Genomic DNA, 22178 nt, shown 5'->3' with positions numbered 1-22178 from the left:
GACGGATCGTTAAAGGATGTCGGCCACTGCGATGATGACCGACATCGTTAGCATCGGCCACCATCACAATTTCACCGCAAACACTATCAGGTGAGGCTCACGCCTCCGGCGTGCGCGGTTCCGGCGACTCCAGGGACGCTCGCACCTGAGGCGCGAGCAGGACAATCCGGCCCAGCACACCGTTGACGAACCCGGGCGAGTCATCCGTGGACAACTCCTTGGCGAGCTCGACCGCCTCGTCCACGACGACCATCGTCGGGACGTCGTTGGTGTTGAACAGTTCCCAGGTGGCCAGCCGCAGGATGGCGCGGTCGACCGCGGGCAGCCGCGGCAGTGTCCACTCGTTGAGGTGAGACGAGATCACCGCGTCGATCTGTGCGGTGTCCCCGGCAATGCCTTCGATGATCTGGGCGGTGTAGTCGTTGATCTTGCCGACGCTGTCATCGGTGGCCGCCAGCTCACGACGCTGGGCGATCAGCTCGACGGGTGAGCAGTTCTTTGCTTCTGCCTCGAACAGCAGATCGACGGCACGCTTGCGTGCCTTGTGTCGGGTACCGGGCTTTTTCACCAGCGTCAGGAGTTGACGCGGCCGAGGTAGCTGCCGTCGCGCGAGTCGACCTTCAGCTTGTCCCCGGTGTTGATGAACAGCGGAACCTGGATCTCGGCGCCGGTCTCGAGCGTTGCCGGCTTGGTGCCGCCGGTGCTGCGGTCACCCTGGACACCGGGGTCGGTCTGCGCGACGAGGAGCTCGACCGTGACCGGGAGCTCCACGTAGAGCGGCACGCCCTCGTGGGTGGCGACCTGGACGCGCATGTTCTCGAGCATGAACTTGGCGGCGTCACCGATGGTCTCGGGGCTGACACTGATCTGTTCGAAGGTGTCGCCGTCCATGAAGACGAAGTCTTGGCCGTCGTTGTAGAGGTAGGTCATGTCGCGGCGGTCGACCGTTGCGGTCTCGACCTTCACACCGGCGTTGAACGTCTTGTCGACGGTCTTACCCGACAGCACGTTCTTGATCTTGGTTCGGACAAACGCCGGGCCCTTGCCGGGCTTGACGTGCTGGAACTCCAGGATCTGCCACAGCTGACCCTCCATGTTCAGCACGAGGCCGTTTTTGAAATCCGAGGTGTTTGCCACGTTCTTGTTCTTCCTCTCGAGCCGCGGGCGGTGTGTCCCACCCGCTGCTGCTGTGCTGTGCGCCGGAGCGCGTCAGATGACGGTGAATGTCTTGTCGGTGGTGGTGAGCAGTTCGGGATCGCCGTCGCGGACCACGAGGGTGTCTTCGATCCTGACGCCACCTCGGCCCGGCAGGTAGATCCCGGGCTCCACGGTCACCGCTGCACCGCATGGCAGTGTACCCGTGCTCAATGCACCGATTGACGGCGCTTCATGTATCTGGAGTCCGACGCCGTGACCGAGGCCATGCACGTAATAGTCACCGAAGCCTGCTTCGTCGATGATCACCCGGGCTGCGGCGTCTACGCCCACCGCCTCGACACCGGGTTCGAGGGCCTCCCGGCCGGCCTGCTGCGCTGCCACCACGATGTCGTAGATGTCACGTTGCCAGGGCTCGGTCGATTCGAGCACATAGGTGCGCGTCATGTCGGAGTGATAGCCGCCGATCACGGCACCGAAGTCGATCTTCAACAGGTCGCCGGAGCTCAGTTCGGCATCGGTCGGGCGGTGGTGCGGGACCGCCGAGTTCGCGCCGGTGGCCACGATCGTCTCGAACGAGACCGCCTCCGCGCCCCGCTCGAACATCGCCCATTCCAATGCGCGCGCCACTTTGCGCTCGGTGTTGCCCGGCACGAGGACCCCGGCGGCGATGATGTCGGCCAGCGCCAGATCCGCGGTCTGGCAGGCGGTCCGGATCTGCTCGATCTCGAACTCGTCCTTGACCATCCGCAGCTCTTCGACGAGGGGCGCCACCGGCACCAGGGTCTCGGAACTGCCGAGCAGCGGCAGCAGACGTTGATGGGTCGCCACCGTCACCACATGCTTCTCGAAACCGATCCGGGCACCGGAACCCACCAGATGCTCGATCAGGGCACCCGGGCAGTCCCGGTTGATGATCGCGGTCAGGTCCGGGGCCTGTTCGGCCACCTGCGTGATGTAGCGGCCGTCGGTGGCGATCCGGTCGTCGCCGGCAGCGGTGATCACCACGCCGCCGTTCGATCCGGTGAATCCGGTGAGATACCGCACATTGACCAGATCGGTGATCAGGAGGGCGTCGATTCCCGCGCCGCTGAGCAGCGAGCGCAGCCGGTCACGCCGCGCCGATTCCGCAGTTGGGCCGAGGTCGGTGACCACTCGTTCAACAGTCATGGTTTCAAGGCTAGTGGAGTCGGCCATCCGAGCGCGGTCCCACGATCAACTCGGACACCATGTTCGTTTTGTGGCCCCTGACACATGAACACGTTCCACATCGGTACGCTGCTCACATGATTGCGTGGCTGTTGCGGGGTTTGGTGATGTCGGCGGTGCACATCGGTGCCCGGGTCCTGTTGGGTCTGGCCATCGTGGCCTGGCCGTTGGACTCCAACTATTGGAAGACGATCGCGATCGCCAGCGTGGTGCTGGTGGCGCTGATCTGGGGTGGCATCGACGGTCTGGTCGACGGCCGCGCCCATCCCGATCCCGACGACTACGACGACCTGACCATGCGCTGGCTCAAGGCCGGACTCCTGACCGGGCTCATCAGTGCGGTCGTGTGCTGGGTCCTGGGCAACTGGGTGATGTCCGGGATCGGTGAGAACTCCCTGGCCATCGAGATCTTCGCCGGCGGTTCGTTCACCACCCTGCTGGTCTTCGTCTCCGCCCTCATCGGCGCTGCCGTCGGCCGATTCCTGACCCGCCGCCAGCACCGCAAGAACGAGGCCAAGGCCCAGGACCAGAACGCCTACGCCTGACCCCAACCGAGCGACAAGCGCAAACGAGCCGGAAACACGAAGACGAGCCACAAATATGTGGCTCGTCTTCGTATTTCCGGCTCGTTTGCGTAGTGGTTCCGGCGCCGTGAAGGGCTAGAGCAGGATCGAACCGTTGGTCGGCTCGTCCTTGGCGACGGTGGAGTACGCCGCGGCGAGCAGCGAGGGATCGGGGGCCTCCAGGCGTCCGGGCTTGGCCAGGCCGTCGAGGACGACGAACCGCAGCATGCCCGAACGGTTCTTCTTGTCCCCCGCCATGCCCTTGAGGAGATCGGGCAATGCGTCGGCGTCGTAGCCGACCGGCAGTCCGACACTCTCGAGCACGCTGCGGTGGCGATCCGCGGTGGCGTCGTCGAGACGTCCGGCCAGCCTGCCGAGTTCGGCGGCATAGACCAGGCCCACGGACACCGCCGCGCCGTGACGCCAGCGGTACTTCTCACGGCGCTCGATGGCGTGGCCGAGGGTATGGCCGTAGTTGAGGATCTCGCGCAGCGAGGACTCCCGCAGATCTGCCGCGACCACCTGGGCCTTGACGCGCACGGACCGTTCGATCAGTTCGGGCAGGACCGGACCGGTCGGGTCGAGGGCCGCCTGCGGGTCCGCCTCGATCAGGTCCAGGATCTCCGGGTCGGCGATGAAACCGGTCTTGATGACCTCCGCCATGCCGGCGATGATCTCGTTGCGTGGCACCGTCTCCAGCGTCGCGATGTCGATCAGCACTGCGCGCGGCTCGTGGAAGGATCCGACCAGGTTCTTGCCGGCGTCGGTGTTGATGCCGGTCTTGCCGCCGACCGCGGCGTCGACCATGGCCAGCAGTGTGGTCGGCACGTGGACGACCGGGATCCCCCGCATCCAGGTGGCCGCGACGAACCCGGACAGGTCGGTTGCCGCGCCCCCGCCGAGCGAGACCACCACGTCGTTGCGCTTCATCCCGATCCGGCCGAAGACCTCCCAGCAGAACGAGGCAACCGAGAGTTCCTTGCCCGCCTCGGCATCCGGGATCTCGATCCGATGTGCGTTGAAGTTGTTCTCGTCCAATGTCTTTCGGATGAGTTCCGCGGTCTCGGCAAGGGAGGGCTGATAGAGGATCGCCACCGAATCGGCGCCGGCGACCGCCTCGACCAGATCGGTCAGCAGGCCGCGGCCGATGATGACCTCGTAGGGGCTCTCACTGTTCACCGGTACGCGGATGGGTGCGGCTTGCTCGGTCACTTGGTGGCCTCCTGCTCGGTCAGTTGGGTGATGATCTCGTCGGCGACCACACGCTGGTGCGGATGCGCATCCACCACGATGGTGGCCGCGCCCTGGTAGATCGAATCTCGTTGTGCCAGCAGGTCGCGATACGCCTGCTTGGGGTTGTCCACCTTCAGCAGCGGACGGCTGGAGTTCGCGACCCGGGCAAACCCTTGTTCGGCATCCACTCTGAGGTACACGACCGGATGCCCGGCGAGTAGCTCGCGGGTGGCCGCCGTCAGGACGGCGCCACCACCCAGCGACAGCACACCGGTGTGGGTCCGCAGCAGGTCGGCCACGATCTCGCGTTCGTAGGCACGAAACGCGTCTTCACCGTCGGTGAAGATCTCGGGGATGGTCCGGCCGCTCCGTCGCTCGATCTCGACGTCGCTGTCTTTCCACTCGCACCCCAGAACGCGGGCCAGTTGTTGTCCGACCGTGGTCTTGCCCGAGCCCATGAAGCCGATGAGCACGACCCGCGGGCCGGTCGACCCGGTCACGACGAGGGCAGGTGTGCGGCCACCCGCTTGAGGTAGCCGGCAAGGTTGTCCGCGGTCTCGACGGCAGAGTCGCCACCGAACTTCTCCAGGGCCGCCTGCGCCAACACCAGGGCCACCATCGACTCGGCGACAACACCCGCGGCCGGTACGGCACAGACGTCGGACCGCTGGTGAATGGCCGTGGCCTGTTCTCCGGTGGTCATGTCCATCGTCGAAAGCGCTTTCGGCACTGTGGAAATCGGCTTCATGGCAGCACGGACCCGGATGGACTCACCGTTGGTCATCCCGCCTTCGAGGCCGCCTGCGCGGTTCGTCGAACGGACTGCACCACCCGGGCCGGGGATCATCTCGTCGTGTGCGGCACTGCCGCGACGACGGGCGGTCTCGAAACCGTCGCCGACCTCGACACCCTTGATGGCCTGGATGCCCATCAGCGCACCGGCCAGACGGGAATCGAGACGACGATCGCCGCTGACGTGCGAGCCCAGACCCACGGGCACACCGGTGGCGACGACCTCGACAACACCACCGAGCGTGTCACCGTCGCGTTTCGCGGCTTCGATCTCGGCGATCATCGAGGCCTCGGCCTCGGTCGAATACGCCCGCACCGGGCTGGCGTCGATCTGCTCGAGGTCCGAGTACACCGGCGCGGCACCGACATAGGGATCGGAGGCGCCGATGGAGATCACGTGCGAGAGCACCTCGATACCGAGGACCTGACGCAGGAAGTTGCGGGCGACGGTGCCGATCGCGACGCGGGCTGCGGTCTCGCGGGCACTGGCCCGTTCCAGGACCGGACGGGCATCGTCGAAGCCGTACTTGAGCATGCCGGAGTAGTCGGCGTGGCCGGGCCGGGGCCGGGTCAACGGCGCGTTCCGGGCGATGCCCTCGAGCTCTTCGACGGGGACCGGGTCGGCCGACATCACGGTCTCCCACTTGGGCCATTCGGTGTTGCCGATCTCGATGGCGACCGGGCCGCCCATCGTCAATCCGTGGCGGACACCGCCGACCAGGGTGACCTGGTCGGCCTCGAACTTCATCCGCGCACCCCGTCCGTAACCGAGACGGCGGCGGGCCAATTGGTCAGCAACCTGCGACGAGGTCACCTCGACACCGGCCACCATCCCTTCCAGGACGGCTACCAGTGCGGGACCATGGGATTCTCCGGCAGTACTCCAGCGCAACACAGTTCCCAATTGTTCCACGCCCATCAACGTGGGCTGTCGGCAGATCCCCCCGCGGTCACCAGATCCCGCAGCTGAGTGCGGCCGATGCGCACAGTGCCGGGCCGTGCGGGGCATAGTGCGGCCGGACGCCGCCCGCACGGCCGATCAGGACCTGTCCGAGGGTGAGCACCTGCGCGAGCAACACCGCGGCTGCTGCGGTGGTGGGTGAACCGGCCATCGCACCGACGACCACGGCCAGTTTCACATCTCCGCCGCCACAGCCCCCGAACCAGAACGCGACCAGGTAGATGCCGCCGGCCACCAGCAGGCCGCCGCCGGCGGAAGGGCTGGACATCGTCCCGGCAACCGCGCCGAGCACACCGGGCAGGACGATGCTGTTCGGCAACCGGCGCGTCCGCACGTCGGCACCGGCCAGCGCCACGAACCAGAACCCCACGATCCCGACGACAAGGTGCACTCACCCACCTTCGCGCAGCCGCACCCGGCGTCCGGTCCGCCGACGGCCGATTGTGGACGGGCATCGGGTCTGTGGACAGATCAGTCGAGCGCGGCGGCCATCACGTCCAGCGGCGCCTTCATGCCGGTGAATTGCTCGACCTGTCCCAGCGCCTGGTTCAGGAGCATCACCAGTCCACCGACCACGGCGCCACCGGAGCCGCTCACCGCGGCGGCCAGCGGGGTCGGCCAGGGACTGTAGATGACGTCGAACAGACGCGCCGCCGGAGCCAGGGCCCCGGCCAGCGGCTCGGCAGCAGTCGCGGGAACGGTGTTGACCACCACGGCAGCCGTTGCCGCCCGGTCCGATAGTTGCGACGTCGGTTCGAAGGGCAGGACGTCGGTGGCCAGGCCCAGCGCATCGGCGACCGCCAGCACCTCGGCGGCCCGCGCCCGGCTGCGCGCGACGATGCTCACCTCACCGATCCCGGCACCGGCCAGGGCCGCCAGAACCGGGGCGGCCGTTCCACCCGCCCCGACAACGACGGCGTGGTGTGCCGGGGCCTGATCGATCTCGAGTTCGGCCAGGGCTGCCGCCGCACCGTCGATGTCGGTGCAGTCCGCCCGCCAACCACCCGGCACGCGGACGAGTGTGTTGGCCGACCCCACCGCGACCGCACGGTCGGTGCGGTGATCGGCGAACTCGAGCGCGGCGCGCTTGCCGGGCATCGTCACCGAGAACCCGATGTACTTCTCGTCCATCCCGGAGACCAGGGATGGGAGTTGCTCCGCCGTGCACTCGATACGCTCGTAGGTCCAGTCGACAAGACCCAGCGCCCGATACGCCGCCAGGTGCAGCGCAGGCGACTTCGAGTGTGCCACCGGCGATCCCAGGATCGCGGCGGCTCTGCCCTGCCCGGTCATCAGCAGTTGGTCTGGAGAATCGAGTTGTCGCAGGCCTGTTGGCGGTTGCGCATGTGCTGCTCGTAGTCCTCGGTGAACAGAGTGGTCCCCTGCTGATCGATCGTGACGAAGTACAACCAGTTACCGGCCGGCGGTTCGAGCGCGGCCAGCAATGCGGGCTGACCGACCGCACCGATCGGGGTGCGCGGTAAACCCTTCTGCTGGTAGGTGTTCCATTCGGTGGGGGCGATGAAATCGTCACCGGCCACATCGATGTTCTGAATCGCCGAGGTGTAGTTGACCGTCGAATCCATCTGCAGCGCCTGGTCGACACCGAGCCGATTGGCGATGACCCGGGCCACCTTCGGATAGTCCTCGGCGGTGTTGACCTCACGCTCGACGATCGATGCCGACACCAGGGTCTCGTACGGGTTCAGCCCCGTCGACGAGGTGCCGGACTCGGGTAGCCCCCACTGCGCGAACAGGGCTGCACTGCGCGAGATCAGGTAGTTCAGCATCTCCACCGGGGTCAGCCCCGGATCGATCATCTCCCACGACGTCGGGGCGATCAGGCCCTCGATACGGCGATGATCTCCATCGAGCGACGACACCGCGTCCACGGCCCACTCGGGCACACCGAGCTCCTCCGGTGTGGCGGTCGCCGCGGCCTGGGCCAGGTCCTCGACCGTGGAGCCCTCCTTCACGCCGTTGAGATCGACGGTGGTGGCCTGCGCAACCCGGGCGAAGATGCCCAAGGTGGTCTTGCCGTCGATGCCTTCCTTGGAGTCGAGCTGCAGGCCTTCGGGGATGACCACCCGGCCGACGCGGTTGTCCATGTTCGTCAGCATCGATACGGCGGTACTGGCCGGGATCTCGGTGCGGAGTTTGTAGAAGCCCGCCGAGATCGGCTGGTCGTCGGCCGCGAGCGTGAAGGCGTTGACGCTGCCCACCACGTCGTTCTCTTCGAGGATCTCGCCGAACTGCGTCAACGTCGCGTCCTGCGGGATCGACACCAGGACGTCCGAGGTGCCGGCGACATTGGTGAAGTCCTTGTCCTCGGATCCGAAGAAACCGACAACGCGCAGTCCGGCGTAACCGATGCCCGCGGCCAGCGCCAGCATGAAGACGACCGCGGCCGAGATGACGACCAATTTCCGCTTCTTGCGGCGCGCTGCCGCCGCGGCGGTGCGCTTGGGTGAACGGGCTCGGGCCGTTTCGTCTCGGCGGGTGTACTCGGCACGACCCGGATCGACGTAGGGTTCCCGCTCGTCATGCCTCGGATCGGGGTCGTAGGCGTGGGGATGCGCGGGCTCGACAGACCGAGGACCCGGCCGCTGGCGCGGGAACGGCTGCGAGGGCGGTTGCTGTCGCGGGAACGGCTGCGAGGGCGGTTGCTGTCGCGGGAACGGCTGCGAGGGCGGTTGCTGTCGCGGGAACGGCTGCGACGGCGGTTGCTGCTGCGGGAACGGCTGCGACGGCGGTTGCTGCTGCGGGAACGGCTGCGACGGCGGCGGGCCGCTCCCGGGCTCGGGCTCCCACCGGGGGTCGGCAGGCGGTGGCGGTGTCGCCCGCCGCGGAGGAGTCGTCCGGGGCGGAGGCGGCGGTGTGCGACGACTCGCGGCCGGATCCCGCGGCGGGATCACCTCGGGTCCGCGTCTGCGGCTCGGCGCCCCGCCGTTTCCCTGGGTGAAGTACTTCAGACGATCGGGGTCATAGGGGGTGTCCGCGCGCCGGCGACGGCGTCCCGGCTCTGCCTCGGCTCGACGATTGTCGGATCGGTCGTCACTCACCCGCGGCCTTCCTGACTTGCCTGCAGATCCAGCCAGTTCTGGAGGATCGCGGTGGCAGCTGCCTGATCGATCACAGATTTCTGGGACTTCGCCCGAACACCGGACGAACGTAGAGCTTGTTGTGCGGTCACCGTGGTCAAACGTTCATCGGAATACATCACCGGCACCGGCGAGATGCGCTGCGCCAGCGCGTCACCGAACTCGGTGGCGAGGGCAGCCGCATGACCGTGCTCGTCGCGCAACGTTTTCGGCAATCCGACGATAACGCCAACCGCGTCGTATTCGGCGATGATTTCGGCGAGTCGCCGTAAATCGGCGTCACTTTTGGGGGTGCGGGCGACGGTCTCGACCGGAGTGGCCAGGATCCCGTCGGGATCGCACGAGGCCACTCCGATCCGCACACTGCCGACGTCGATGGCGATCCGGCGCCCTCGCGGCGTCAACGTCATCGAGCCGAGCCGACCAGTTCACGCAGCCGGACCAGCGCCGAATCGATACCCGCGGCGTCGGTTCCGGAACCCTGTGCCAGGTCCGGCTTTCCGCCGCCCCTGCCCGAGACCAGCGGCGCGAGTTCGCGAACCAGGTCACCGGCCTTGATTCCCGCGTCGCGGGCGGCAGAGGTGGTCGCGACGGCGAACGGGACCTTGTCACCCGACGCCGAGAACAGCACCACCACAGCGTTGTCCGCGCCCACGCGTCCGCGCAGGTCCGCGGCCAGGGTTCGCAGGTCTCCGGCATCCATGCCGTCGAGCTTGCCTGCGACCACGAGCACGTCGCCGACCCGCGTCGCGTCATCGATCAGCGAACCGACCGCGGCCTTCGCCGCATCGGCCCGCATCTTCTCGATCTGCTTTTCGGCTTCCTTGAGCTTGGTGACGAGCGACTCGACGCGGCCGGGCACCTGATCACTCGGGACCTTCAGCGACGTGGCCAGACCGGCGAGCAACGCGCGTTCCTTGGCCAGGTAGCGGTAGGAGTCGAGCCCGACGTATGCCTCGACCCGTCGCACGCCGGAACCGACCGACGACTCGCCGAGCAGCGTGACCGGGCCGACCTGCGCCGACGAACCGACGTGGGTTCCACCGCACAGCTCCATCGAGAACGGTCCACCCATCTCGACCACTCTGACGACGTCGCCGTAGTTCTCACCGAAGAGCGCGAGCGCACCCATCGCCTTGGCATCGTCGATTCCGGTCTCGAACGTGTTGACCGGGTAGTTCGCCTCGACTGCAGCGTTGGTGATCTCTTCGATCTCGCCGCGCTGCGCCTCGGTCAGCGCGCCCTGCGATGCGAAGTCGAACCGCAGGTAGCCGGGCCGGTTCAGTGAACCCGCCTGTGTTGCCGTCGGTCCGAGCACCTGACGCAATGCGGCTCCCACGAGGTGGGTGCCGGAGTGGCCCTGGGTGGCGCCATGACGCCAGGCGGCGTCGACCTGGGTGAGGACTTCGTCACCTTCGGCGATCTCGCCCTCTTCGATGACGGCGCGGTGCAACCAGACCGACTTGCCGACCTTCTGAACGTCTTTGACCGTCAGGCGCAGGCCCGACGACGTGGTGATGGTCCCGATGTCGGCGATCTGGCCGCCGGCCTCGGCGTAGAGCGGGCTGCGGTCCAGGATCACCTCGATCTCCTGACCGGCGAACGCGCTGCGCACGCGCTGTCCGTCAGCGACCAGACCCAAAACCTTTGACTCCGAATTGAGTTCGTCGAATCCGGTGAACACGGTCGGTCCCCGATCGAGGAACTCACGGTAGACACTGAGGTCCGCGTGACCGGCTTTGCGGGCGGTCGCATCTGCCTTCGCGCGCTGCCGCTGCTCGGTCATCAGCTCCTTGAAGCCGGACTCGTCCACCGACAGCCCGGCCTCGGCGGCCATCTCCAGGGTGAGGTCGATCGGGAAACCGTAGGTGTCGTGCAGGGCGAACGCGTCTTTGCCGCTGATCCGGGTGGCACCGGAGGCCCTGGTGGTCGCCGCGGCGTCGTCGAACAGTCGCGAACCCGCGGTCAGGGTCTTGAGGAAGGCATCTTCCTCACCGACCGCGGTGGCCACGATCCGGGCCCGCTGATCGGCGAGTTCGGGGTACGACGCGGTCATCGTGTCGATGACGGCGTCGGTGAACGCCTTCATCGTGGCGCCGGTGGCACCGAGCAGCCGGGCCGAGCGCACGATCCGCCGCAGCAGGCGTCGCAGCACGTAGCCGCGACCGTCGTTGCCGGGGGTGATCCCGTCGGCGATCAACATCACCGCGGTGCGGGCGTGGTCGGCGATGACGCGGAACCGGACCGATTCTGCCGGGTCGGCGCCGTAGGTGCGGCCGGTCAGGCGTTCGGCGACGCCGATGACCGGGGCCAAAAGATCTGTTTCGTAAACGTTCTCGACGCCCTGGAGGATGCACGCGACGCGTTCGATGCCCATGCCGGTGTCGATGTTCTTCTTGGGCAGCGGTCCGAGGATCTCGTAGCCGTCCTTGCCACCACCGGGACCCCGCTGGTTCTGCATGAAGACCAGGTTCCAGATCTCGATGTAGCGGTCCTCGTCGGCTTCGGGGCCTCCCTCGACGCCGTAGTCGGGGCCGCGGTCGTAGAAGATCTCCGAGCTCGGTCCACAGGGTCCCGGGACACCCATCGACCAGTAGTTGTCTTTCATGCCGCGGCGCTGGATCCGCTCGGCGGGCACACCGATCTCGTCCCGCCAGATCGCGGCGGCCTCGTCGTCGTCGAGGTACACGGTCGGCCACAGGCGCGTCGGGTCGATGCCGTATCCGCCGTCGTCGACAGAGTTGGTCAGCAGGGTCCAGGCGAAATGGATCGCTTCGCGCTTGAAGTAATCGCCGAACGAGAAGTTGCCGGCCATCTGGAAGAACGTGTTGTGACGTGTGGTGATGCCCACTTCCTCGATGTCGAGGGTACGAACACACTTCTGGATGCTGGTGGCCCGCACGTACGGCGGGGTCTGCTCGCCGAGGAAGTACGGCTTGAACGGCACCATGCCCGCGTTGACGAAGAGAAGGTTCGGGTCCTCGAGGATCAGCGACGCGCTCGGCACCTCGACATGTCCGGCCTTGATGAAGTGATCCAGGAACCGCTTCCTGATCTCATGCGTCTGCACTGACTGTCCTCACTCTGTGACTCCACCTGGTTGTCCAGGCCCCATACTCTGTGACTCCACCTGGTTCCAGGCGAATCGGCATCCGTTTATTAGAACGTGACTAACCCACACTACTGGCAAGGCCACGCCGGAGTCGCACCCTCCAGACCCGACAAACCCGTCTCCGGCGTCACCGACGCCCGCGGATGATGTTGCGCAGGCGGCCCAGGCGCGCCCCGATGTCACGTTCCCGGCCTCGTTCGGTGGGCTCGTAGTAGTCGACGCCGACCAACTCGTCCGGCGGGTACTGCTGCGGCAACACACCGTCCGGGGCGTCGTGCGGGAACCGGTAACCCACGGCGTTGCCCAGCTTTGCGGCGCCCGCATAGTGTCCATCGCGCAGATGCGGCGGGACCGCACCGGCCTTTCCGCCCTCGACGTCGGCGATGGCGGCGCCGATCGCGTTGATCACCGCGGCCGACTTGGGGGCCGTCGCGAGGTGAATCGTGGCCTGGGCCAGGGCGAGCCGGGCCTCGGGCATTCCGATCAGCTGGACGGCCTGCGCGGCGGCCGTGGCCGTCTGCAGCGCCGTCGGGTCGGCCATGCCGATGTCTTCGCTGGCGTGCACGACCAGTCGGCGGGCGATGAATCGCGGGTCCTCCCCCGCGCTGATCATCCGGGCCAGATAGTGCAGGGCGGCATCCACATCGGAGCCCCGGATGGACTTGATGAAGGCGCTGGTGACGTCGTAATGCTGATCCCCCCCACGGTCGTACCGTACGGCCGCCCGATCAACCGCGGATTCGACGTAGGCCAACGTGACCACGGCCACGTCACCGGGACCGGTGCCCGCGTCGGTGGAGGTGTCGGCCAGGACTGCGCCGGCGGCGGCCTCGAGCGCGGTCAGTCCGCGCCGCGCGTCTCCGCCGGAGATCTTCTCCAGATGATCGAGGGCGTCGTCGTCGATCGTGACCGCGCCGTCGAGTCCACGGGGGTCGGCGGCGGCCCGCACCAGCAGCTTGCGGATGTCGGCGTTGCTCAGGGACCGCAGTTGCAGGACGAGCGATCGGGACAACAGCGGTGCCACCACCGAGAACGACGGATTCTCGGTGGTCGCGGCGACGAGCAGCACGATCCGGTTCTCCACCGCGTCGAGCAGCGCATCCTGCTGGGTTTTGGAGAACCGGTGGACCTCGTCGATGAACAGCACGGTCTGCGTACCGGCAATGAGGCGTCGGCGCGCGGCATCGATCACCGCGCGCACTTCTTTCACACCCGACGACAACGCCGAGAGTGCCTCGAAGCGGCCGCCGGCGGCAGTCGAGATCAGCGCCGCCATGGTCGTCTTGCCCGTGCCCGGCGGGCCGAACAACAGCACCGACGCCGCGCCGGAACCGTCGATCAGCCGCCGCAGCGGGGATCCCGGCTCGAGCAAGTGCTCCTGTCCGACGATCTCTTCGAGGGTCTGTGGCCGCATCCGGACAGCGAGCGGCGCACTCATGGCCGGCCGCTGCAGTCCGCTGGTGATCAGCTCGGGCGGGGCCGAGGGGGCATCGAAAAGGCCGCCCTGTTCAGTGGTCATGACTGTGCGGCGTCAGTGCAGCCAGGACGAATCCAGCGCCTGACCGACCGACTCCGCGAAATCGGCCAGAGCGGGCTCGGCGGCCCGACGGGCGGCAGCGGCCAGCCCGGACCAGCGGTCCACGATCACGCGGGGATCGGAAGTGCTCAACGCCAGACCGTGGGCTTCGTCGGCACGACCCACGTCGGCGTCGTCGACCGGCAGCATCCACATCGTCGACAGCCACACCCACGCCAACCGGGCGAGTACGGCTTTTCGCGCCAGTTCGCGGTCGGAGCCCAGGCTCGGCCAGATCGCCTGCACCTCGGAGCGCCAGGCATCGAGCATCAGGGTCTCGAGGTCAACGCGGTCGGCGGACGAACTCGGTGTCAACCACGGCGCAAACGTCACCAGCGCGTATGCGATGTCGAGCGTGGCGTCGCGGAAACCACCCCACTCGTAGTCGAGGAACCGCACGCCGTCGCCGTTGATCAGGATGTTCTCTGGGCCGACGTCCGACGGGCTGAAGGCCCGGTGCTCACCTTCGCCGAACAGGTCGCGGGCGGCCTCGAACAATTGGAGGACGGCCGGGTCGAGGTCCGAACCGAGCATGTCGCGGACGACCTTGGGTGCCGAGGTCACCGCGGCTGCGAACTGGCTGTGCAGCGCGTCGGTGGCGACACCATCGCTGCCCTGCCGGAGCAAGGCCGCGAAATCGTTCTCACCGCCGACGGTGGCCGCATGCATGCGGCCCAGTGCCTGGCCCCAGGCGCTCAGTGAGCTGCCGACGGCAGCGGTGTCGTTGCTGCTGAGCAGTTCGGTCATCGAACGGCCGTCACCGAGGTCGGTCAGGACCAGGACCCGGGAGGCCAGGTCGAAGGCGATCAGGGCCGGACCCGGGCGGGATGCCGTCGGGAGTGTGTTGGCGTACTTGTACGACGCCACCTCGCGATAGAAGGAGTCCCCGGATCCGGTCTCCCCGGCGCCGAGAACCTTGATCACCAGCGTGCGGTCCGCCGAGAACGGGTTCTGGGCGACTCGAACACGCAAGACCTGGGTACGACCGCTGCCACCGAGGTCATAGGGTTCGGCTAAGGACACCGGGGCGCCTGCGCGAGCGGCGAGAAGCCGCTCTGCCGCCTGCACCGCGCCGGTTTTCTGGCTATCGGCAAGAACAGTCATCCCCTACAACTTACCCAAAAGGTAGGACGTGTTTCACTGCCACGGGAAATGAGCCTCAATTTTCCGGGGAAACGTCGACCGAAACATCGATCCGGCTCTTCCTGGATTCGGTGTAGATGACGCCCCGCAACGGCGGCACATCGTCGTAATCGCGACCCCAGGCGACCGTGACATGGCGTTCGTCGACGAGTTTGTCGTTGGTGGGGTCGAAGGCGATCCAGCGGTCGCCCGGCAGCCACACCGCCGCCCACGCATGCGAGGCGTCGGCCCCGAAGATCCGCTCACGTCCCGGCGGCGGATCGGTGGCCAGATAACCGGAGACGTAGCGGGCGGCGAGCCCGCGGGACCGCAGACACGCAATGGCCACCCGCGCAAAATCCTGGCAGACACCCTCCCGACGTTCCATGACCGTGTCGACCTTCGTGCTGATGGCCGTGGACCCCGAGCGGTAGGTGAAATCACGGAAGATACGGCCGGTCAGTTGCACCACGACGTCGAGCAACGGCGCGCCGGGCGTGAAGATCGTCGACGCGTAGTCGATGACCGCGGCGCTGATCTCCGGCGGGTAGAGGTCGAGGCGGAACTCGACCGCACGGGCGCCCTGCGGCCCGGATGGGCGGGCCGCTTCCCACGGTCCACGGGCCGCGGCCGAGTTGAGCAGATCCTGATCGAGCGGGTCGACGTCCACGGTGGACACACCGGTGACCTCGAGGCGCCGATGCGGGGTACGGACGTGGAAGTAGCTGTCGTAGTTGCCGTAGATGTCGACGCCTGTCGAACGGTCCGACGGCTCGGGGTCGATGGTGATCGCGCTGTCGATCACCCGTTGACCGGGCAGGTCACGGGGTTGGAGATGGCAGCGGCCATAACTGCTGCTGACCACGTCGTCGTAGTCGTAGCGGGTTCGGTGGGTGACCTTGTACCGTCGTGTCGCGCCTTCGACCAGACCTGCGGCGGACCGTGGCTGTTGCTCTGCAGTGTTCACTTACGTCCCCTCCGATCCGGCACCCCAGAGTGGCTGCATGTCGACCGGATAGGCAAATCTGGTGCGCCCGAGCACGTCCGAGAGCTCCCGGAGGCCCTTGTCGAGCGTGCGCATCAACTCGGCCAACTCCACCCGCTCGCCGCCGGCACCGATCGCGGCCAGGTCCGCCGGGTCGACCCGGCGCAGTTCAGCCACCAGATCCTCGACGATGCGCTCGGCGGCAGCGGAGCGGACGATCGACGGCAGCGCGCTCAGGTCGTGGCGCAGCGTCTGAAGTTGGTAGATCATCGCCCGCGGATTGCCCTCGTCGAACAGCATCAGGTCGGCCACCGAGCCGAGCCGGACGATGCCGCGGTTGCGGCGGCGGTAGATGATCACCGACTCGCTCGCCGACAGATATGCCTCCAGCAGGCCCTGTTCGGTGTCCGAGTCGTGCTGGGGCACCAGAATGGCCGACGTCAGGCCGGCCAGCACCTGCGCGCGCTCCACCCGGCGCCCGATGTCCATGAACAGCCAGCCCGGGTCGTGCACCATCGACTCGGCCTGCAATCCGGCCAGGGCCAGCAGTCCGTGCAGGATGTCGTCGTGTGCCCGGCCGAGTTCGGAACCGTCACGCTCGGTGTCCTCGCCCGCACCGGCCGCCGGTCCGGTACCCAGTTCGGCCAGTGCGCGGTCGACGGAGCCGAGCACCATCCACGTGCTCGTCGACAACTGGTCGCGGATCGCACGGGCCAGTTGTTGCAGACGGTCCACCGCGAAGGCGACCGAACCGGGCGTCCGCCGGGCGCTGGTCATCATGTGCAAGCGGGTGGTCGCAGCCAGGACCTCGTCGGGATCCGGCGGTTTGCTGCTGTCGAAGTCGAGTAATCCCCTGGTGTCCTGCAGCACGGCCCGATTGCCGGACGCCGACGCAATTGCGCTCAGGAACAACGGGATCGACGCCGTGCCCGTCATCCATGGACGGTAGCGATAGTCCTCGTAACGCTCGCGCGCGACCTTGACCATCCGGGTGGTCAATTCGGCGCGTTCACCGTAGCGACCGAACCAGAACAGGTCGGACAACACGCGAGGCGAACTGACGACCGGGTCGGAACTCGAACGGATCGCGCTCGGACCCGTGCCGGAGACGATGATCGGCCGGCTGCGTTCGGGCGTACCGCCCGATTCCTCCACCCGGGTCTGGCCTGCGGCCGGCTCCACGGTGGTCACCCAGACATCTTTTCCGGCAACGGCATTCATCGCCGACCCGGCAGCTCCCTCGGCGAGTACCTGACCGAGGCCACCGGGCAGGACCGCGTACCCCGACCCCTGCGCGACGCTGAACGAACGGATGCCGACCGGTGCCGCGCGCAGTGGTGAACCGGTACCCCCGCTGGACCGGTTGGGGCCGGGTGTGGACGACGGCGCAACCGAAAATCGTTCCAGGACACGGCCGACCCACTGCCACGGTTCGGCGGCGATCCGGGCGCGCAACGTCTCGATCGCAGCCGAACTCAGTGCCGGTCCGGTGAACTCTTCGCCGGTCCGGAAGTTGGTGATGCCCAGCAGCGGCAGATCGGTCGACAACTTGCCGCGTTCGAGATCGTTTCCGGCCCAATATGTCTGCACCGAGTCGAGCAAGAGGTCCTCACCGAGGAAGTGCTTGCTCAGTGCGGGCAGGACGGTGTGCAACGCCGGGTTCTCGAGCACGCCGCTGCCGAGTGTGTTCAGGACGGTGACCGAACCGCGCGATACCGCCTCCACCAGACCGGTGACACCGAGCCGGGAATCGGCACGTAGGTCCAGCGGATCGGAATAGTCGGAGTCGACCCGCCTGATGATCACGTCGAGCCTCTTGAACGTTCCCAGCGAACGCATGTAGACCGCACCGTCGCGGACCACCAGGTCGGCGGCCTCGACCAATGGGAAGCCGAGGATCGAGGCCAGGTAAGCCTGGTCGAACGCGGTCTCCGACAACGAGCCCGGTGTCAGCACCGCAACCGTCGGTTCTTCGATGCCCTGCGGGGCGTACTCGAACGTCGCGATCCGGACCGTGGCCGCGAACGCCGACATCGGTCGCGGCACGCATCGCTGCAGCAGCCGTGGGAACGCCCGCGACATGAGGTGCCGGTCGGCCAAGGCGTAGCCGGCACCGGACGGCGCCTGCGTCCGGTCGGAGTAGGCCAGGTACTCACCGCTCGGCAGTCGGCCGATGTCACAGGCATGCATGAACAGCATGTGCGACCACACCTGCGGGAAACGCGCGGCCTTGCGGACGAAGCCGGGATGCCCGTAGATCAGTTCCGGCGGCACCACACCCGAGGTGATCGCTCTCTGGTCGGCATAGACATCCGACAGCAGCGCGTCGAGCACCCGGGCGCGTTGCTCGATGCCCTTCTCCAGGGCCTGCCATTCGGCGCCGTCGATCAACAGCGGCACACAGTCCAGTTCCCAGCGGCTCTGCCGCGTGGTGGTCCCGGTCGGCACGTTGTAGGTGATGCCGTCGTCGTCGATGAGGGTGCGCACCCGCCGGTCGGCCTGGCGGAGGCCGGCATCGCCCATCCGCTCGAGACCATCGATCAGACCGGACCACTGCGTGCGGACGGCACCGGTGCTGTCGAAGAGTTCGTCGAAGGGTCCGCTCGGGGATCCCGGCAGGGCCGACAGATCGAACAATCCGTACCGGTCAGACCGGTATCGGTCCAGAATTCCGGCGGGTTCGATCCTTGGCGTTGTCACCGAAGGACTGTACGTGCTCGCCGTAGATCCAAGATCATCGGCACACCGGAATCGGTCGCCAGCCTGGCCTGATATTCCCGGAGTTCGGCCGTGTCGACGGTGCCGACCTGATGTCCGGACGCCTCGAAACGACCGTTGCGACGCGACTCGGCCTCCACCGCGTTCACCGGTGGGCGTTCGTACGCCCGACCACCGGGATGGATCACGTGATAGGTCGCGCCGCCCACCGACCGCCCGTTGTGGGTGTCGATGAGATCGAAGACCAGCGGACTGTCGATGGTGATGGTCGGGTGCAGGGCGCTCGGTGGCTGCCATGCCCGGAACCGGATGCCCGCGACCGTCTCCCCGGCGCGGCCGGTGGACGCCAGCGGGACCGGGACACCGTTGCAGGTCAGGACGAATCGATTCATGTCACCGCCGAGCACCCGCAGCTGCACCCGTTCGATCGACGAGTCGACGTAGCGGGCGGTGCCACCGAACGCGGACTCCTCCCCCAGGACGTTCCAGGGTTCGATCGCGCCGCGCAGTTCGATCTCGACATCGCGGATGTGCACCGTGCCCAGACGCGGGAAGCGGAACTCGGTGAAGGGGGCCAGCCAGGCGGTGTCGAAGTCGTAGCCCGCCTCGCGGAGATCTTCGGCGACGTTGGAGATGTCCTCGATCACGTAGTACGGCAGCAGATGCCGGCCATGAAGGTCGGCGCCGTGGCGTTGCAGCCGAGCCCGGTAGGGCTTGTCCCAGAACCAAGAGACCAGGCTGCGCACGAGCAACGACTGCACCATCGCCATCTGATGATGCGGTGGCATCTCGAAGCCCCGGAGTTCGAGGAGGCCGAGCCGGCCGCGGGTCGAGTCGGGGCTGTAGAGCTTGTCGATGCAGAACTCGGCGCGGTGGGTGTTGCCGGTGATGTCGGTGAGCAGGTGGCGCAGCGCCCGATCAGTGACCCATGGCAGGTGATGGGAGCTGTTGCCGGACGCGGTCTCGTCGCTGATGCGATCGATCTCGGCAAAGGCGACCTCGAGTTCGTAGAGCGAACTCTCGCGCCCCTCGTCGACGCGCGGCGCCTGCGAGGTGGTGCCGATGAATCGTCCCGAGAACAGATATGACAGCGACGGATGCAGCTGCCAGTAGGTCAGCATCGAGACGAGGAGATCCGGCCGACGCAACATCGGGGAATCGGCCGGGCGGATGCCGCCGAGCGTGATGTGGTTGCCGCCGCCGGTTCCGCCGTGGCTGCCGTCGAGGTCGAACGACTCGGTCCCCAGCCGGACCCGGCGAGCCTGGTCGTACAGGGTTTCGAGGAGTTCGGACTGCTCGACGAATGACGACGTGGGCTGGATGTTGACCTCGATGACACCGGGGTCGGGGGTGATCGTCAAGGATGTCAGTCGCGGATCCGCCGGCGGGCCATAACCCTCGATGACCACCGGCTTGCCCACCTCCTCGGCGCTGCGCTCGACCAGGCTGACCAGCTCGGCGAAGTCGTCGCCGCTCTCGGTCGGTGGCAGGAACACGTACAGCACACCGCCCCGCTCTTCGGCCACCAACGCGGTGACCGCTCGACCGGAGGGTTCGACGACGTCGAGGTCGGTCTGTTCTGCAGCGGTCTGCGCCGCCGCTTCCGCTTCCGCGGCCTTCGCCACTTCGGCAGCGGCCCGGGCCTTCTGCATCTCCGGCGTGATCCACAGCGGCTCACCGCCGCCGGGAACACCGGTGTTCCCCACCGACGTACCGGGTCGGGCACCGGGTAACGGTTCTCCGGCCATTCCGGTCCGCGGCATCTGTGGTGCGGCGGCGGCCGGCGGTTCCGCAACGGCAGGTGCCGGCGGCTCATCCGACCCGGTGAGCTCGTCGAGTGGATCGATGTCGAATGCGGTCGGGTCGGCCGGGAAGAACTGCATGTTCGGTTCCCAGAAAAGAGCGTCGAGCGGCAGCCGCAAACCTGCGGGAGAGTTACCCGGACTGAGCACCAAACGACCACGTCGCGTTTTCCACAAGGCACTCTGCCAACCCACGCCGTCCGGGGCCCGATTGATCGGCATCACGTAGGCGGTGGGGCTGCTGACCGACGAATCAAGCTCGGCCAGCAGGCGTTGACGCACCTCGGCCGAATCCTTGTCGGGTGTCAGGTCGTCCTCGGTGGCCTCGGATGCCTTCGCTTCCGCCTCAGGGGGTGCACCCACCGGCAGTCGCACCAACTCGGCGAGTCTGAGCAGCGGGTCCTCGTAGGCGGGCATCACCTGTGAATCCGGGAGTCGCAGACGACGGGCCAGTGCCGAGACGAAGGCCTTGGGCGCCTTGGCCGTTGCCGGATCGGTCGGCCCGAGTCCACCGGGCGCCTGCCAGTCCATGGTGGCCTGCGCGGCTTCTTTGGTGGGCCACGGGTCGTCCAGCAGGTCGGGGTTGTTCCAGAGCGCCTTTCCGTCGGCACGCCAGATCAGGTCGATCTGCCACCGTGGCAACGGCTCCCCGGGGTACCACTTGCCCTGGCCGCGCTGCACCAGGCCGCTCGGCGCGTAGATCTTCTTGACGCGATCGGCCAGATCGGAGGCCAGCGAACGCTTGTGGGGTCCGTCGGCATCGGTCAGCCACTCCGGGTCCACCTGATTGTCGAGGGAGACGAAGGTCGGCTCACCGCCCATCGTCAGGCGGACATCGGCCTTGCGCATCCGGTCGTCGAGATCGGTGCCGAGATTGACGATCCGCTTCCACTGATCACCCGAGTACGGCAGGGTCACCCGCGGATCCTCGTGGAAGCGGGAGACCTCGTTCGAGAAGTCCATCACCGCATGGCATTTGCCGGTGGCACCGGTGATCGGCGCGGCCGCACCCGGATGCGGTGTCGCGGCGAGCGGGATGTGGCCCTCGCCGGCGAACAGGCCCGAGGTGGGGTCCATGCCCACCCAGCCCGCGCCGGGCAGGTACACCTCGGTCCAGGCATGCAGGTCGGTGAAGTCGGCGTCAGGACCGGACGGACCGTCGATCGACTTGATGTCGGACGTCAACTGGACGAGATAACCGGAGACGAAACGGGCCGCCAGGCCGAGGCGCCGCAGAATCGCAACGAGCAACCACGCGGAGTCCCGGCACGAACCGACGCCGCTGTCGAGGGTGAACTCCGGCGTCTGCACACCTGCCTCGAGCCGCACCGTGTACCGAACATCGTCCCGGACGGCTGAATTCAGCTGGACCAGGTAATCGATGACGCGCATCTTCCCGGACGCGCGGTGGTCGTCGACCCACTTGGCCACCAACGGATCCGGGCCGGTCTCGTCGACGGGTCGCAGATAGACCTCGAGATCACGACGAAGCTCTTCCGGGTACTCGAAGCCGACGTGTTCGGCCCACTCCTCGATGAAGAAGTCGAACGGGTTGATCGCGGTGAGGTCGGCGACCAGACCCACCGTGAAGCTCAGGACCGTTGTCGGTTCCGGAAACACCAGGCGCGCCAGGTAGTTGCTGAAGGCGTCCTGCTGCCAGTTGATGAAATGGTCGCCGGGTTCGACCTTGAGCGAGTAAGCCTCGATCGGGGTTCGTGAGTGTGGCGCCGGCCGCAGCCGAAGGACATGTGGGTAGACCTTCGTCAACCTGTCGAAGTTGTACGTGGTCCGGTGCTCGAGTGCCACCTTGATGGTCAACTGGCGTTACCTCCATGGGTCCCAAAATGTC

17 protein-coding genes are annotated in these 22178 nt (G+C 67.1%); 1 reads left to right on the top strand and 16 read right to left on the bottom strand.

Annotated features, from left to right (window positions below; genetic code table 11):
• Positions 1-97 precede the first annotated feature (97 nt).
• From nusB to AC51GT_RS06190, 3 genes are all read right to left on the bottom strand, one after another.
• Complete coding sequence (gene nusB / locus AC51GT_RS06200) at positions 98-568, bottom strand: transcription antitermination factor NusB (RefSeq protein WP_496325125.1); 471 nt, start codon at positions 566-568, stop codon at positions 98-100.
• Positions 569-573: 5 nt separating this feature from the next.
• Complete coding sequence (gene efp, locus AC51GT_RS06195; RefSeq protein ID WP_496325126.1) at positions 574-1137, bottom strand: elongation factor P; 564 nt, start codon at positions 1135-1137, stop codon at positions 574-576.
• Between the two features lie 72 nt (positions 1138-1209).
• A complete protein-coding gene (locus tag AC51GT_RS06190) occupies positions 1210-2325 on the bottom strand; it encodes a M24 family metallopeptidase (protein WP_496328206.1) in 1116 nt (371 codons plus the stop codon).
• Positions 2326-2441: 116 nt separating this feature from the next.
• Between AC51GT_RS06190 and AC51GT_RS06185 the strand changes: the two genes are divergently transcribed.
• Positions 2442-2909: a B-4DMT family transporter gene (locus AC51GT_RS06185; protein ID WP_496328205.1), complete on the top strand. Its 468-nt coding sequence runs from the start codon at positions 2442-2444 to the stop codon at positions 2907-2909.
• A 114-nt stretch (positions 2910-3023) separates the two neighbouring features.
• Here the strand turns inward: AC51GT_RS06185 and aroB are convergent, their stop codons facing one another.
• From aroB to AC51GT_RS06120, 13 genes are all read right to left on the bottom strand, one after another.
• Positions 3024-4139, bottom strand: a complete 1116-nt coding sequence (gene aroB, locus AC51GT_RS06180; protein ID WP_496325129.1) for a 3-dehydroquinate synthase — start codon at positions 4137-4139, stop codon at positions 3024-3026.
• Positions 4136-4660 carry a shikimate kinase gene (locus AC51GT_RS06175; protein ID WP_496325130.1) on the bottom strand — a complete coding sequence of 175 codons (525 nt, stop codon included), beginning with the start codon at positions 4658-4660 and terminating at the stop codon, positions 4136-4138. The genes aroB and AC51GT_RS06175 overlap by 4 nt, the downstream gene beginning before the upstream one ends.
• Positions 4657-5865: a chorismate synthase gene (gene aroC / locus AC51GT_RS06170; protein ID WP_496328204.1), complete on the bottom strand. Its 1209-nt coding sequence runs from the start codon at positions 5863-5865 to the stop codon at positions 4657-4659. The genes AC51GT_RS06175 and aroC overlap by 4 nt, the downstream gene beginning before the upstream one ends.
• Before the next feature lie 37 nt (positions 5866-5902).
• On the bottom strand, positions 5903-6304 hold the full coding sequence (locus AC51GT_RS06165; RefSeq protein WP_496328203.1) for a prepilin peptidase: 402 nt from the start codon (positions 6302-6304) through the stop codon (positions 5903-5905).
• 80 nt (positions 6305-6384) lie between these two features.
• Positions 6385-7206, bottom strand: a complete 822-nt coding sequence (locus tag AC51GT_RS06160) for a shikimate dehydrogenase (protein WP_496328202.1) — start codon at positions 7204-7206, stop codon at positions 6385-6387.
• Complete coding sequence (mltG, locus tag AC51GT_RS06155; RefSeq protein ID WP_496328201.1) at positions 7206-8975, bottom strand: endolytic transglycosylase MltG; 1770 nt, start codon at positions 8973-8975, stop codon at positions 7206-7208. The genes AC51GT_RS06160 and mltG overlap by 1 nt, the downstream gene beginning before the upstream one ends.
• Positions 8972-9424, bottom strand: a complete 453-nt coding sequence (ruvX, locus tag AC51GT_RS06150; protein ID WP_496325135.1) for a Holliday junction resolvase RuvX — start codon at positions 9422-9424, stop codon at positions 8972-8974. The genes mltG and ruvX overlap by 4 nt, the downstream gene beginning before the upstream one ends.
• Positions 9421-12084 (bottom strand): alanine--tRNA ligase, encoded by a 2664-nt coding sequence (gene alaS, locus AC51GT_RS06145; protein ID WP_496328200.1) that lies wholly within the window; start codon positions 12082-12084, stop codon positions 9421-9423. The genes ruvX and alaS overlap by 4 nt, the downstream gene beginning before the upstream one ends.
• 169 nt (positions 12085-12253) lie before the next feature.
• Positions 12254-13645: a replication-associated recombination protein A gene (locus AC51GT_RS06140; RefSeq protein WP_496325137.1), complete on the bottom strand. Its 1392-nt coding sequence runs from the start codon at positions 13643-13645 to the stop codon at positions 12254-12256.
• A 12-nt stretch (positions 13646-13657) separates the two neighbouring features.
• Positions 13658-14806: a phosphotransferase family protein gene (locus tag AC51GT_RS06135; protein WP_496328199.1), complete on the bottom strand. Its 1149-nt coding sequence runs from the start codon at positions 14804-14806 to the stop codon at positions 13658-13660.
• A gap of 55 nt (positions 14807-14861) precedes the next feature.
• Positions 14862-15791, bottom strand: a complete 930-nt coding sequence (locus AC51GT_RS06130; RefSeq protein WP_496328198.1) for a transglutaminase family protein — start codon at positions 15789-15791, stop codon at positions 14862-14864.
• Complete coding sequence (locus AC51GT_RS06125; protein ID WP_496328197.1) at positions 15792-18509, bottom strand: circularly permuted type 2 ATP-grasp protein; 2718 nt, start codon at positions 18507-18509, stop codon at positions 15792-15794.
• Complete coding sequence (locus AC51GT_RS06120) at positions 18506-22147, bottom strand: transglutaminase family protein (RefSeq protein ID WP_496328196.1); 3642 nt, start codon at positions 22145-22147, stop codon at positions 18506-18508. The genes AC51GT_RS06125 and AC51GT_RS06120 overlap by 4 nt, the downstream gene beginning before the upstream one ends.
• Between the last annotated feature and the right edge of the window lie 31 nt (positions 22148-22178).

Source organism: Williamsia sp. z34 (genome assembly GCF_059553395.1).
The sequence above is the reverse complement of the archived record's forward strand: the minus strand, read 5'-3'. Positions and strand labels throughout refer to the sequence as shown.

Coding starts and splice junctions, on each gene's coding strand:
- AC51GT_RS06190 (WP_496328206.1), bottom strand. CDS start 2,325: ATGACTGTTGAACGAGTGGTCACCGACCTCGGCCCAACTGCGGAATCG.
- AC51GT_RS06185 (WP_496328205.1), top strand. CDS start 2,442: ATGATTGCGTGGCTGTTGCGGGGTTTGGTGATGTCGGCGGTGCACATC.
- AC51GT_RS06160 (WP_496328202.1), bottom strand. CDS start 7,206: ATGACCGGGCAGGGCAGAGCCGCCGCGATCCTGGGATCGCCGGTGGCA.
- ruvX (WP_496325135.1), bottom strand. CDS start 9,424: ATGACGTTGACGCCGCGAGGGCGCCGGATCGCCATCGACGTCGGCAGT.
- AC51GT_RS06140 (WP_496325137.1), bottom strand. CDS start 13,645: ATGACCACTGAACAGGGCGGCCTTTTCGATGCCCCCTCGGCCCCGCCC.
- AC51GT_RS06135 (WP_496328199.1), bottom strand. CDS start 14,806: ATGACTGTTCTTGCCGATAGCCAGAAAACCGGCGCGGTGCAGGCGGCA.